This window comes from Leucobacter chromiireducens (assembly GCF_003917135.1).
Classification (GTDB): domain Bacteria; phylum Actinomycetota; class Actinomycetes; order Actinomycetales; family Microbacteriaceae; genus Leucobacter; species Leucobacter chromiireducens_A.
Window position 1 is genome coordinate 251,640 of the sequence record NZ_RPDI01000001.1, and the last position, 12,754, is coordinate 264,393.

The following is a 12,754-nucleotide window of genomic DNA, read 5'->3' on the forward strand; positions in this document are numbered from 1 at the left end:
ACACACTCCAGGAGGACCACGAATGACCACGATCCCCACGCTCGCCGTGCACGACACGGCCGCAGCCGAACTGGGCGCGCACGCGCCCAAGCCGACGGCCACGACCGCTGACCTCACCGAGGCGTCGCTCTCGGTCTGGACGGGCGGCTCCGAGGACCGCATCGACACCGGGCTGTGGGAGTGCACGCCCGGCTCGTTCACCGCGACGCGCGTCGGCTACACCGAGATCTGCACGATCCTCTCCGGACGTGTCACGATTGAGGTTGCGGGCGAGGCGCCCGAGGAGTTCGGTCCGGGCGACGTGATGGTGATGCCGTCCGGCTGGGCGGGCACCTGGCATGTGCACGAGCCGCTCCGCAAGCACTACACCACGATCCAGGACTAGAGGCGAGGAACACACATGGCACAGCTCGGAGGCGATCTTGCGCTCGTCGGCGCGCAGCTCCGCACGAACACTGACGCGGACGCTGGCGCGACCGCGCTGCTGGTTGAGGACGGGCGGATCGCGCTGATCGGGGACGACGCATCGGTGCGCGCGGCCGCCGAGCAGCGCGGGATCGCGGTGCGGGATCTCGCTGGTGCGACGATCACGCCGGGCTTTTTCGACTCGCACACGCACCCGCACTGGGCCGCTGAGGTGACCGCTGGGATCAACCTCGGCGGGCTCGAGACCATTGCTGAGCTGCGCGCTGCGATCGCCGCGGAGCACGCCCGACTCCCCGAGGGCGCCTGGGTACGCGGGTGGAACCTCGAGTACGAGCCGTTCGAGGAGACCGGCCTGCGCGGAGAGCTGCTCGCGGACGCGGCGCCCGGACGCCCCGTCGCGCTCATCTGCTACGACCTGCACACCGGGCTCGGCACCGCGCCGGCGCTCGCGGCGGCCGGGATCACGGGTGCGCGCGAGTTCGAGGACGCCAGCGAGATCGTCGTCGACGCCGACGGCACCCCGACCGGGGAACTGCGCGAGCCGACGGCCTACCAGATCCTGTTCGACGCCGCGCCGAAGCCGAGCCCCGAGGAGGAGCGCGAGGGGCTGCGCGACATGTTCCGCACGCTCGCCGCGGTGGGCCTCACCGGCGGCGCGATCATGGACGGCAAGGATCGCACGGTCGATCTGCTCGCCGAGCTGGAGGAACGCGGGGAGCTGGATCACCGGGTCACCGTGCACCACTGGCACGCGGTGAGCGACACCGATGATGATGTTGCGCGCGTGATCGCCGGGAAGGATCGGGCGGGGCGGCTGTGGCAGACCGGCGCGATCAAGCTCTTCAGCGACGGCGTGATCGACACCGGGACCGCCTGGCTGCACCGCGTCGACGCGTGCGGTGATGGCCGTGTGCCGTTCTGGCCGAGCTGGGAGCGATACGGCGAGGTGGTGCGCGCGTACCACGACGCCGGGATGCTGATCGCGACGCACGCGGTTGGCGACTTTGCGGTGAGCCAGGTGCTCGATGTGTACGCGACGCTGCCGGAGCGCGATGGGCTGCCGTTCCACTCGATCGAGCACCTCGAGGTGCTCTCCGACGCCGACGTTGCGCAGCTGCGCGGTTCCGGCGTGACGGCCTCAATGCAGCCCCTGCACATGCAGTGGCGCACGGCCGACCACAGCGACAACTGGACGGTGCGGCTCGGGGAGGGCCGCGACGCGACGGGCTATCGCGTGCGCGACGTGCTGAACGCAGGTGTGCAGCTGACGCTCGGCTCGGACTGGCCGGTGGCGCAGTACGACCCCCGCCTGGGTATGGCGTGGGCGCGCGGCAGGCACACCCCGGGCGACGCTCACGCGCACGTGTTCGAGCCCGAGCAGCAGCTCACCGGCGAGGAAGCGGTGCTCGCGTACACGCTGTGGCCGGCGCAGGCGCGCGGTCACGCGGATCGCGGCGTGCTCGCTGTCGGCGCGGTTGGCGACCTCACGGTGTGGGCCGCCGATCCGGTCGCCGCGACGCCCGACGAGCTGCCGGATCTGCCGGTCCGCCTCACGGTGGTCGAGGGGCGCGTGGTCCACGAGGCGTAGCTGCCGCCCCGCGGCCCCGCACCGGCCTCGCCTGGCCTCGACCGGCCTCGCTCAGCCCCGACGCATCGGGGTCACTTCGGCAGGGTGTCGCGCACTTCAGGCGTGCGACACCCTGCCGAAGTGACCCCGATCCGGGCGTGGGAGCGGGGGCGGGGGAGCGGGTGTCGCGCGGCGGGGGCGGGCGGGGCTGGCGCGGCGGCTAGGCGCGGAGCGCCGCGGCCACCCGGCGGGCCTCGCGCAGGCCGCTCTCGATCGCACCGTCGATGAAGCCGCCCCAGAGGTTCGCGTTGTCGGTCGTCGCGAAGTGCACCACCCCGGCGGGCTCCTGCAGCTCCGCGAGGTCGCGCGTCAGCTGCCCCGGCCGGTGCGTCATCCACGTGTTCTGGGCGAACGGGTCGGTCATCCAGTCGTGCGCGGTCGCGGCCGTGATCTCGAGGCCGGGGCGCACCGCGTCGACCGCGGCCTGCAGGCCGGCGAGATCCTCGGGGTCGACCCGGGCGTGCTCCGGGCCGAACCCCACGAGCAGGGTGTAGTCGCCCTGCTCATCGCTCAGGTAGAACTCCGCCTTCAGTACCGACAGTGCGTCGTGCTGCGTGCCGTAGGCGAAGAACCGCGGCACGTGGCCTGTGGCGCGCAGCCACACCTTCGTGCCCTGCGAGGCAACGGTCTCGGCGGACTGCCGCGCCCACACGGTGGGCAGCGCGGGCGCGAAGGCGATCCCGCCAATCGCGTTGACGGGCAGCGTGCTCACCACGCGTCGGGCTCGGACCTGCGTGCCGTCGGCGGTTTCGACGACCGCGCCGGACTCGTCGTGCGTCACGGAGACGACGGTCGCGCCGAGGCGGATCTCGCCGGCAATGTCCGCCGCGATCTCGGCGGTGAACGCACGCATGCCATCGACCACGCGATACGTCGACGACGCCTCGTGCATGAGCTGCCAGTGGCCGCCGGTCGCCGCCACCCAGCGGAGCGCGCTCGAGAGGCCGACCTGATCCAGCGGGGCGTTGACGTGCCCCACCCACACGGACTCGTTGGCCGCACGCGCCTCGGGGTCGAGCCCCAGCGCGTCGAAGCGATCCTGAATGCTCAGCGCGTCGAGCTCCTGGATCGTGCCGACCGTCGGCTCGGAGCCGCGGGGCATCGCCTCGCGCACGTCGTCGATGACGAGCTGCTGTCCCTCCTCGATGAGTGCCATGAACTCGTCGAGCGTGCCCTGCCGGGCTGAGCCGTCGGCCCCGCGCCAGTACGCCTCATCGGCGCGCGGGCTGCGGATCATCTCGCGCCCGTACCGCGTCATTTCGGCCCACACGTGCGGCTGCACCCAGTGGATCCAGTTCGCCCCGAGTTCGAGTTCGTGCCCGAGGCGTTGCTCCGTCCAGGTGCGCCCGCCAATGCGGTCGCGCGCCTCAAGCGTGAGTACCTCGAATCCCGCGTGGCCCAGCTCGCGCGCGGCGGTCAGCCCCGCGAACCCGGCACCGATGACGACGACGTCGACCGACTGCATCTCTTCTCCTCTTCACGGCTTCGTTGCCCCGTGCAGTCCAGGGTATCGGCGCGAGCGGGTGGCACGCAGCAGACGATCTCACCCTGTTCGCGGGCGCCCTCGTACGAAGATATGACGCGCCGCAGCGCCCGCCTACAGCGCAGCCACCACGCGGCGCAGCAGCTCGGCGAGGCGCGGGGCCGCCGCGCGGCCAGCCTCGAGCACCTCCTCGTGGTTGAGGGGGTCCTCGCCCATGCCGGCGGCGGGGTTCGTGATGAGGGAGAGGCCGAGGATCTCCATACCGGCAGCGCGCGCGGCGATCGCCTCGAGCGCCGTCGACATGCCAACGATCTGGCCACCGATGGTGCGGAGGTAGTGGATCTCGGCCGGCGTCTCGTAGTGCGGGCCGGGCAGCTGCACGTAGACGCCCTCCTGCAGCGAGGGCTCGACGCTGCGCGCAACGTCGCGCAGGCGCGAGGCGTACAGATCGGTGAGGTCGACGAAGTTGGCGCCCTCGATGGGGGAGGCCGCCGTGAGGTTCAGATGGTCGCTGATCAGCACCGCCTCGCCGGCCTTGAACGCCGGATCGACGCCGCCCGCCCCGTTCGTGAGCACCATGATCTTCGCGCCAGCAGCTGCGGCCGTGCGCACGCCGTGCACGGTAGCCCGCACGCCGCGCCCCTCGTAGAAGTGCGTGCGCGCGCCAATGATGAGCGCGTGGCTGCCGTTGTCGAGCCGGATCGAGCGGAGCGTCCCCGAGTGTCCGGCGACGCCGGAGGCGTGGAAGCCGGGCACCTGCTCGGCGGGGATCTCGGCGACGGTCTCACCGATCACGTCGGCGGCGCCGCCCCAACCGCTCCCGAGGGTGAGCGCGATGTCGTGACGTTCGACGCCGGTGAGGCGGGCGAGCTCGCGTGCGGCGGCGTCGGCGAGGGCGATGGGATCCTGATCCTGGCTCATGCGGATAAGCCTACGCGGCGGATCGGCGCCTGCGCTGCACCTGGAACGCGGTGAGCAGCACGAACAGCCAGATCGGGCCGACGATCACGGCGGTGCGGTAGCCGGGGTGGAAGCACATGAGCACGACGAGGCACGCGAAGAACCCGAGCACGAGCCACGGGGTGACCCGCGCGAACGGCAGCCGGAAGGCGAGCGCCGCCGCGCGCTCCGGCCCGATGCGGGCGCGGAACTTGAGCTGCGTGATCATGATCATCGACCAGTTGATGATCGCGGCGATCAGCGCAACCGACATGAGTACCTGGAACGCGAACTCGGGCCACAGGAACACCACGACCACGGCGATCGCGGTGACCGCCGAGGAGGTGAGCACCCCGGCGATGGGGATCCCGGAGCGTGACACGCGCGTGAGGTAGCGGGGCGCGTTGCCCTGGAGCGCGAGCGCGTAGAGCATCCGCCCGTTCGCGTAGAGCCCGGAGTTGTAAACGGACACGACCGCGGTGAGCATCACCAGGTTGAGGATGTGCGCGGCACCGGGGATCCCGATCCGATCGAAGATCTGCACGAACGGGCTGCTCGTGCCGTCGAGCTGATCCCACGGCACGACCGCCATGATGACCGCGAGCGCGCCGACGTAGAAGATGAGCACGCGCAGGATGACCTGGTTGATGGCGCGGGGGATGGTGCGCTCGGGACGCTCGGCCTCCCCGGCCGTAACCCCGACGAGCTCGGTGCCACCGAACGAGAACATCACGACGACGAGCGCGAAGAACGTACCCCCGAGCCCGAGCGGGAAGAATCCGCCCTGATCCCAGAGGTGCGCGAAGCTCGGGTCCGGGAGATCGGTGCTGCGGTTGATGCCGAGCACCACGACGACGATGCCGAGCACGATCATGCCGATCACGGCGGCGACTTTCACGCACGCGAGCCAGAACTCGGTCTCGCCGAACACGCGCACGCCGGCGAGGTTGACGCCGGTGATGAGCACGAGGAAGCCGGCGGCGCTCACCCACGGCGGCACGTCGGGGAGCCAGTAGTTCACGAAGGAGCCGACGACGGCGAGCTCGACCATCGACACCGCGATGTAGTTGAACCAGTAGTTCCAGCCCGAGACGAAGCCCGCGCGGGCGCTCCAGTTCACGTTCGCGTAGTGGCTGAACGCGCCGGACACCGGCTCGTCCACCGACATCTCGCCGAGCGCGCGCACGACGAGGAAGATGACGGCCCCGCCGATGAGGTACGTCAGCAGCACGGACGGGCCGGCCAGCCCGATGGACTCCGCAGAGCCGTAGAAGAGACCGGTGCCGATGGCGCCGCCGAGCGCGATCATCTGGACGTGCCGCGGCCTGAGGGTGCGGCGGAGGGTGTGCTGAGGTGCGTCGGTCATGCGGTACTCCGGGGTCGACCCCCGCGCAGGGTGTGCGCGGGGGAAGCCCCCAGGGTAGCGCCTCTCGCCGGCTACTGCTCGCGCAGGATCCGGAATCCGCGGCGCGGGTCGTAGCCGTGGATCTCGCGGGTGTCGAGCACGGCCATGAAGTTCAGTACCTCAGCGGTGATGACCTGCCCGGGCACCAGTACCGGGAAGCCGGGCGGGTAGGGGGTCACAAAGCCGGCCGACACCGGCGTCTCGCCGCGGGTCACGCGCTCGCTGAGCTCGGCGAGGCGCACGTGCTCGACCGCCCCGCGCTGCTGGCCCTTGAAGAACGCCGCGCGCATGTCGCCGTCCGGCAGCACCGCGTCGGTGGCGTAGCCGGGGGAGAACGCGCTGAAATCGGGCAGCGGCGGCATCTCGGCCTCGGCGGGGAGCGGGATCTCGGGGTCGCGCTGCGCCTGGATCTCCTCGAAGCGCTCGGCGAGCTTCACGAGCACCTCGATGAGGTACGCGATGGCGCTGCGCGAGGTGCCGATGTTCGTCATGAAGAGCACGGTGTTGCGGCTCGTCTTGTTGACCTGGATGCCGTAGCGATCCATGAGATGCTCGTGCTTGAAGGTGTCGCCGTCGACGCCGGTGCGGCTGATCTCGATGGTGATGCGGCTCGGGTCGACCACGAATTCGTCGTGCGCCCACGCCTCCCACATCGAGGCCAGCCCATCGCGCAGCGGCATCGGGCGGCCATCACCGCGGTTCTCGCGCGGCACGAGGTCGTGCGCGGTGAGCACGCGGAAGGTGCGCCGCAGCAGTGGGTGCCTGGCGATGGCCTGCGCGAGACTCGTCGCGAGGTCGAGCTGGCGCTGCACGAGCTCGAAGCCCTCGAGCTCCACCTGGCGGCGGCCGATGTCGAGCGACGAGAGGATCTGGTAGTTCGGGGAGGTGGAGGTGTGCGTCATGTACGCCTCGTGGAACGGCTCCTCGGCCTCGCGCACCCAGTCCTGGTCGTAGACGTGGATCATGGAGCCCTGGCGCAGCGCGGTGAGCGTCTTGTGCGTCGACTGCGTCGCGTACACGCGGATGCGCGCGCCGGGGGCGGGGATCAGCCGCTCCTCGAGCCACACCGCATCGGGGGCGTGCGTGCCGTCGGCGGCGGTGAGCCTGGCCTGCTGCTCCCGGTACGCCGCGGCGTGCGCGGCGCTGCCGAGGCGCTGCTCGAGCCGCTTCGCCGCGGCCATCGCGGTGCGGCGGCGGGTCACCGGGTGGAAGGCGGCGAACGCGAACCAGGCCTCGTCCCACAGGAACACGAGGTCGGGCTTGATCGCGAGGCACTCGGCCATGACCCGCTCCGGGTCGTAGACGATACCGTCGAACGTGCAGTTCGTGAGCGTGATCATGCGCACCTCGTCGAGGCGTCCCTGCGCGCGGTAGTCGAGCAGCAGCTGCTTGATCCGGTCGAGCGGCACGGCGCCGTAGAACGCGAAATCGTTCAGCGGGTACGCCTCGAGGTAGGCGGGGCGCGCGCCGGTGAGCATCACCGCGTGGTGGTGCGACTTGTGGCAGTTGCGATCCACCATCACAACGTCGTTGGGTGCGACGAGCGCCTGGTGCACGATCTTGTTGGCGGTCGAGGTGCCGTTCGTGACGAAGAAGGTGTGCTTCGCGCCGTACGCGCGGGCGGCGAGATCCTGCGCTTTCTTGATCGCGCCCACCGGCGCGAGCAGCGAATCGAGCCCGCCCGAGGTGGCGCTCGTCTCGGCGAGCAGGAGGTTCAGCCCGTAGAAGTCGGCGAGGTCGCGGATCCACTTCGAGGAGACCACCGAGCCGCCGCGTGCGACGGGCAGCGCGTGGAAGACGCCGACGGGGCGGCGGGCGTGATCCTGAATCGCGGTGAAGAACGGGGTGTCGTAGAGGTGGGAGACGCGGCGCAGCAGCGAGAGGTGCAGCTCCAGCTGATCCTCGCGGCGGAACACGCGCCGGAAGCGGCGGCTGAGCGCCCCTGCGAGGTCCTCGATGTGCGCGCCGGCCATGAGGTAGAGATCGAGTTCGGGGCGCAGTGCGGCGAGCGTGTCGGCGATGCCGAGCACGCGCTGCACCGACGCGAGCGAGCTGCGCGAGGGGGCCGAACCGGGGGACACCTCGGCGCGCGCGAGCTCGATGGTGTCGCGCAGGTCGCGGCTGAGGCGCTGCTTGGTGCGCTCGCTGAAGCCGGGCCGCACCACGCAGGCGAGGATGTTCGGGTTCGTGAGGATCGCCGCGACGGCGTCGTCCGCCGATGGCACGATCACGAACTCGTAGATGAACGAGTCGGCCGCGCTGCGGAGCCGGAGCCCCTCGGCGCGCATCGCGTCGCGATCCCCCGGGGTGGTCTCGTCGATCACGAGCACCTCGAACCGCGGGCGCGGATCCGAATCGCTCGCGAACTCCGCACGCTCGGCGTCCTCCCCGAACTCGTCACGCGGCTCGTCGACGATCGTGTCGCCGCGAAGCCGATTCACGACGCGGCCGATCCGCTCGAGCGCGGTGCGCGAGTCGCCGGCGTCGAGCAGATCGCCGATGGCGGTGACGTAGCGCTGGCCGAAGCCGGCCCAGTACATCTCGACGGTCTCGAGCGAGCGCAGCGAGCGCTGGATCTCACCGTCGGCTGCGAGCAGATCGGAGTTCTCGTCGGCGTCGTGGACGAGCCGCTTCACCGCGAATCGGAGGTACTCCCACGCATCGCTGCGCATGCGCCAGGTGCTGGAGGGCATGCCGGGATCCCGCTCGAGGACCGGGCCAGCGGCCCCGTGCCCCGGTGCGAGCTGCGAGCTTGGGCCAGCGGTGCCGGCACTGGGGAGCGGAATCGACCCGGTCACCGCCATGTCAATGGTTCCGAGTCCGCGCCGGAACGCGTCGGCTGACATGTCGTAGGGAGATTCGGTCCTCGTCATCGGTGTGCCTGTCCTTACTGACTTCATTGTGCGAGCCTCAGGGGCGGGGCGCAGCCGGGCGCGCCCTTGCCCGTCGATCATAGGCGCTTCCCAATGCCCCGGGGGGAACGTGGACGTCGCGGGGCGTCATCTGAGCGCAACGGGCGCTGGCTGATCGTTCGCCGAGAGATCACCCGATGATGGTAAGGATGCCCTAAGATGTTGCGTGTGAGTGCGTATGATCCTGCCGACCGCCCGGACGCGGTGACCGTCGTCGACCCCGCGGGCATCGACTGCGTGTTGGCCGCGGGCGACGCGTCCGACATCCCGGCGCTGTGCAGCTGGCTGCGCGCCCTCCCCGAGACGAGCTACGGGCAGGTGTTCGTCGAGGTGTTCTCCCCGATCCAGATCACGGACCTCCCGCTCCCCAAACACGTCGGCGTGACCTGGCTCTGCCGCGAGGAGCGCGAGGAAAGCCCGCGGCCCGGCGTCGGTCGGCGCCGCGGCGAGGCGCTCGCCGCGGCGGTCGACGCCTGGCTCGACGAGTGGCTGTGGGCCGACAGTGAGGCCGTGCGCAACATTCAGCTCTGGACCGGCGCGCGTACGAGCCCGGTCATGCAGAACTACTGGACCGCGCTCGACCGTCGCGTCGAAAAGCGCTGGCCAGGATCCTGCTCCCAGGAGTGCGCGCGCTCCGAGGTGTGAACCCGGGGGTCCCGATCGCCCGAGCGCCGTGGCGAGGTGGCCACGGGACGCCCGCCGCCCCGTAGACTTGAGGCATGGCGAAAGCGTATGAACGGAAGCATCGGATCGCGGTGCTCGGCGGCGGTCCAGGCGGCTACGAAGCGGCACTCGCTGGCGCACAGCTGGGGGCCGAGGTCACGCTGATCGAGAGCGCCGGCGTCGGCGGGGCAGCGGTGCTCACCGACGTGGTGCCGTCGAAGAGCCTCATCGGCACCGCCGGCGCGGTGCAGGCGGTGCGCGACTCCGGCAAGCTCGGCGTGCAGACCTTCGTGCCCGGCGGCGACGGGAAGCCGGTGCGCCCCGAGATCGCGGTGAACCTCGCCGCGGTGAACAAGCGCCTCCTCGCGATGGCTGGCGCGCAGTCGGTCGACATGCTGCGCACCCTCGAGGACGCCGGCGTGCGCGTCGTCCAGGGTGAGGGACGCCTCGACGGTCCGAACGCGGTGCTCGTCTCGACGGCAGCGGCCGGCGAGGGCACCGACTTCGACCGCATCGAGGCCGACACCATCGTCGTCTCCGTCGGCGCGAGCCCGCGCGAACTCGACACCGCGAAGCCCGACGGCGAGCGCATCCTCACCTGGAAGCAGCTGTACAACCTGAACTCGATCCCCGAGCACCTCGTGGTCGTCGGCTCCGGCGTCACCGGGGCGGAGTTCGCGAACGCGTACCGCACCCTCGGTGCCGAGGTGACGCTCGTGTCGAGCCGCGAGCAGGTGCTGCCAGGCGAGGACCCCGACGCCGCAGCCGTGATCGAGCGCGAGTTCACCCGCCTCGGCATGAACGTGATGTCGAAGTCGCGCGCCACCACCGTGTCGCGCACCGACTCCGGCGTGCTCGTCGAGCTCGAGGATGGGCGCACCATCGAGGCGTCGCACTGCCTCATGGCGGTCGGCTCGATCCCCAACACCGCGGGCCTCGGGCTCGAGGAGGCGGGCGTCACCCTCACCGACAGCGGCCACATCCAGGTCAACAAAGTCGCGCGCACCGCCGTGCCCTCGATCTACGCCGCTGGCGACTGCACCGACTTCTACCCGCTGGCCTCCGTCGCGTCGATGCAGGGCCGCACCGCGATCATGCACGCGCTCGGCGACTTCGTGCGACCGATCGACGTCCGCAACGTCGCCGCGAACGTCTTTACCTACCCCGAGATCGCGACCGTCGGCTGGAACGAGCGCACGCTCGCCGACAACGCCGACGTGGCGAAGGCCATCTCGCACACGATCCCGCTGAGCGTGAACCCGCGCGCGAAGATGATCGGCTTCACCGACGGCTTCGTCAAACTGTTCGCGTGGGAGGCCTCCGGCACCGTGATCGGTGGCGTCATCGTCGCGCACCGCGCGAGCGAGCTGATCTTCCCGCTGGCGCTCGCCGTCGAGCACCGCCTCACCGTCGACCAGGTCGCCTCGGCGTTCGCCGTCTACCCGTCCATGACGGGCGCGATCACCGACGCCGCGCGGGCGCTGCACCGGCACTAGCCGACCAGCCGCGCCCCGCACCACCCGCGAACGAGAAGGATCACGCATGTCACGCACCCCGATCGGAACGACCACGGTGTCGCGCCGCCGCCTGCTCGGCGGTGTTGCCGGCATCCTCGGCCTGGGCGCCGCGGGCGCGCTGAGCGGCTGCGCGCCGTCGAAGCCCGAGCTGGTGCCCTCCGACGAGGGGGTGAAGGCCGCTGTCACGGTGCGCGCGATCGACAACCGTTTCGAGCCGCGCGAGGTCGAGATCGAGCCTGGGCAGGCGGTGCGCTGGGTGTTCGAGGGCAGCATGGAGCACGACGTGGTCGCGAAGGACGGCAGTTTCGTCTCCGAGCTGCAGCAGACCGGCAGCTACACCCACCTCTTCGAGGAGGCCGGTGACTACGACTACCTGTGCTCCATCCACCCCGAGATGACGGGCGTGGTGCGGGTGGCGGTCGCGCCGTAGCGCTCTGCCAGGGACGCGCCGCGCGCCTCGCGCCTACTCCCGCTCGAACACCGCGAGCGACTCGAAGTGGTGCGTGTGCGGGAAGATGTCGAAGGCGCGGAGCCCCGTGAGTTCGTACCCGGACTCGCGCAGCGTCTTCGTGTCGCGTGCGAGCGCAACCGGGTCGCACGCCACGTACACGATGTTGGCCGGGGCGAGCTCGACGAGCTGCCCGGTGACCTCACCGCCGGCGCCCGAGCGGGGCGGATCCAGCACGACGGTGCCACGGCGCAGCCGGTCGCGCACCGCGGCCGGAGCCTTCAGCAGCTCGGCGAGGTGGCGATCCACCCGCGCGGTCAGCGCGAGCGCGCCCACCAGCTCGGCGAGGTTCTCCGCGGCGTCGTCGGTTGCGGCCTCCTCGGACTCGACCGTCGTGACCTTCAGGCCGGGGCCGGCAGCTTCAGCCATGGCAGCGGCGAGCAGCCCGGCCCCGCCGTACAGGTCGAGGTTGCCGGCGGCCGGGTCGAAGCGGCCGGCCTCGATGAGCTCGGACACGGCGTCGCGCACCGCGGTGAAGAGCAGCGCCGGGGCCTCCCGGTGGACCTGCCAGAACCCGCCAGCGCGCACCAGGAAGCCGCGATCCTCCACGAGCTCCTGCACGGCATCGCCCGCGCCGGCGCGAGTCTTCTCGCCCACCATGCCGAGCAGCATGCGCGGGTCGTCGGCGGACGGTGCGACCAGGTCGACGGTCGCGACGCCGGGCATGGCGTCGCCGAGCGGCGCGATCTGTGCGATGCCCTCGTTCGCGAGCGGCAGCGAATCGACCGGGATCACGCGGCGGCTGCGTGCCGCGTATGGCCCGACCACGCCGGTCTCGGGATCGACGTGCAGGCGCACGCGGCTGCGGTAGCCCAGACCGTTCGTCTGCTCGTCGCCTGGCGCGGCCTCGACGAGGTCAGCGAGCGCGTCGGCGAGATCCTCGCCGTCCTCGGCGGCGAACTCGACGCCGCCGAAGCGCGACATCGCGTCGGTGAGCACCTCGGCCTTGAGCGCGCGCTGGCGCTCGAGCGCGATGTGCCCGAACTCGGCGCCACCGGCGCGGTGCTCGGGATCCCGCTCGATGCCGGCGGCCTCCCACACGTGTGCGCGGCGGTCAGCTGAGGCGTCGAGCGCTTCGACGGTCACGGCGCGCGCGAAGGACTTCTTCTTCGCCTCGGTGACGCGTGCGCGCACGCGCTCGCCGGGGATCGCATCGGCGACGAAGACGACGCGGCCCTCGTGCCGTGCGACGCTCACACCGCCGTGTGCGATGCCGGTGACGTCGAGCTCGATCTCGGCGCCGACCTCGAGGGGCGCGCCGGCGGGGGTGTCAG

Annotated in this window: 10 protein-coding genes; 5 read left to right on the forward strand and 5 right to left on the reverse strand. The window is 71.2% G+C overall.

Features of this window, described 5'->3' with window-relative positions:
• Nucleotides 1–22 precede the first annotated feature (22 nt).
• The gene (locus EGM46_RS01095) at nt 23–385 is read left to right on the forward strand and encodes a cupin domain-containing protein (protein WP_125098316.1); all 363 of its coding nucleotides are present in this window, start codon (nt 23–25) and stop codon (nt 383–385) included.
• 15 nt (nt 386–400) lie between these two features.
• Nucleotides 401–2,014 carry an amidohydrolase gene (locus EGM46_RS01100; RefSeq protein ID WP_125098317.1) on the forward strand — a complete coding sequence of 538 codons (1,614 nt, stop codon included), beginning with the start codon at nt 401–403 and terminating at the stop codon, nt 2,012–2,014.
• Nucleotides 2,015–2,213: 199 nt separating this feature from the next.
• On the opposite strand, the gene EGM46_RS01105 is transcribed toward EGM46_RS01100, so the two are convergent.
• The 4 genes from EGM46_RS01105 to EGM46_RS01120 form a co-directional block, all read right to left on the reverse strand.
• On the reverse strand, nt 2,214–3,518 hold the full coding sequence (locus tag EGM46_RS01105) for a flavin monoamine oxidase family protein (RefSeq protein ID WP_125098318.1): 1,305 nt from the start codon (nt 3,516–3,518) through the stop codon (nt 2,214–2,216).
• Between the two features lie 132 nt (nt 3,519–3,650).
• Nucleotides 3,651–4,457 (reverse strand): purine-nucleoside phosphorylase, encoded by an 807-nt coding sequence (locus EGM46_RS01110; protein ID WP_125098319.1) that lies wholly within the window; start codon nt 4,455–4,457, stop codon nt 3,651–3,653.
• A 10-nt stretch (nt 4,458–4,467) separates the two neighbouring features.
• Nucleotides 4,468–5,841 (reverse strand): amino acid permease, encoded by a 1,374-nt coding sequence (locus tag EGM46_RS01115; protein ID WP_206427458.1) that lies wholly within the window; start codon nt 5,839–5,841, stop codon nt 4,468–4,470.
• Nucleotides 5,842–5,912: 71 nt separating this feature from the next.
• Nucleotides 5,913–8,753, reverse strand: coding sequence for an aminotransferase class I/II-fold pyridoxal phosphate-dependent enzyme (locus tag EGM46_RS01120; RefSeq protein ID WP_431194059.1), 2,841 nt, complete (start codon nt 8,751–8,753; stop codon nt 5,913–5,915).
• A 198-nt stretch (nt 8,754–8,951) separates the two neighbouring features.
• On the opposite strand from EGM46_RS01120, the gene EGM46_RS01125 reads away from it, so the two are divergent.
• From EGM46_RS01125 to EGM46_RS01135, 3 genes are all read left to right on the forward strand, one after another.
• Nucleotides 8,952–9,437 (forward strand): SIP domain-containing protein, encoded by a 486-nt coding sequence (locus EGM46_RS01125; protein WP_125098320.1) that lies wholly within the window; start codon nt 8,952–8,954, stop codon nt 9,435–9,437.
• A 74-nt stretch (nt 9,438–9,511) separates the two neighbouring features.
• On the forward strand, nt 9,512–10,951 hold the full coding sequence (locus EGM46_RS01130; RefSeq protein WP_125098321.1) for an NAD(P)H-quinone dehydrogenase: 1,440 nt from the start codon (nt 9,512–9,514) through the stop codon (nt 10,949–10,951).
• A 46-nt stretch (nt 10,952–10,997) separates the two neighbouring features.
• On the forward strand, nt 10,998–11,402 hold the full coding sequence (locus EGM46_RS01135; RefSeq protein WP_125098322.1) for a cupredoxin domain-containing protein: 405 nt from the start codon (nt 10,998–11,000) through the stop codon (nt 11,400–11,402).
• Nucleotides 11,403–11,435: 33 nt separating this feature from the next.
• Here EGM46_RS01135 and EGM46_RS01140 read toward each other — a convergent pair whose 3' ends face one another.
• Nucleotides 11,436–12,713 (reverse strand): class I SAM-dependent RNA methyltransferase, encoded by a 1,278-nt coding sequence (locus EGM46_RS01140; protein WP_125098344.1) that lies wholly within the window; start codon nt 12,711–12,713, stop codon nt 11,436–11,438.
• Between the last annotated feature and the right edge of the window lie 41 nt (nt 12,714–12,754).

Excerpts from the sequence above, each read along its gene's own strand:
- EGM46_RS01095 (WP_125098316.1), top strand. The coding sequence starts at position 23 with ATGACCACGATCCCCACGCTCGCCGTGCACGACACGGCCGCAGCCGAA.
- EGM46_RS01100 (WP_125098317.1), top strand. The coding sequence starts at position 401 with ATGGCACAGCTCGGAGGCGATCTTGCGCTCGTCGGCGCGCAGCTCCGC.
- EGM46_RS01105 (WP_125098318.1), bottom strand. The coding sequence starts at position 3,518 with ATGCAGTCGGTCGACGTCGTCGTCATCGGTGCCGGGTTCGCGGGGCTG.
- EGM46_RS01110 (WP_125098319.1), bottom strand. The coding sequence starts at position 4,457 with ATGAGCCAGGATCAGGATCCCATCGCCCTCGCCGACGCCGCCGCACGC.
- EGM46_RS01115 (WP_206427458.1), bottom strand. The coding sequence starts at position 5,841 with ATGACCGACGCACCTCAGCACACCCTCCGCCGCACCCTCAGGCCGCGG.
- EGM46_RS01120 (WP_431194059.1), bottom strand. The coding sequence starts at position 8,753 with ATGACGAGGACCGAATCTCCCTACGACATGTCAGCCGACGCGTTCCGG.
- EGM46_RS01125 (WP_125098320.1), top strand. The coding sequence starts at position 8,952 with ATGTTGCGTGTGAGTGCGTATGATCCTGCCGACCGCCCGGACGCGGTG.
- EGM46_RS01130 (WP_125098321.1), top strand. The coding sequence starts at position 9,512 with ATGGCGAAAGCGTATGAACGGAAGCATCGGATCGCGGTGCTCGGCGGC.
- EGM46_RS01135 (WP_125098322.1), top strand. The coding sequence starts at position 10,998 with ATGTCACGCACCCCGATCGGAACGACCACGGTGTCGCGCCGCCGCCTG.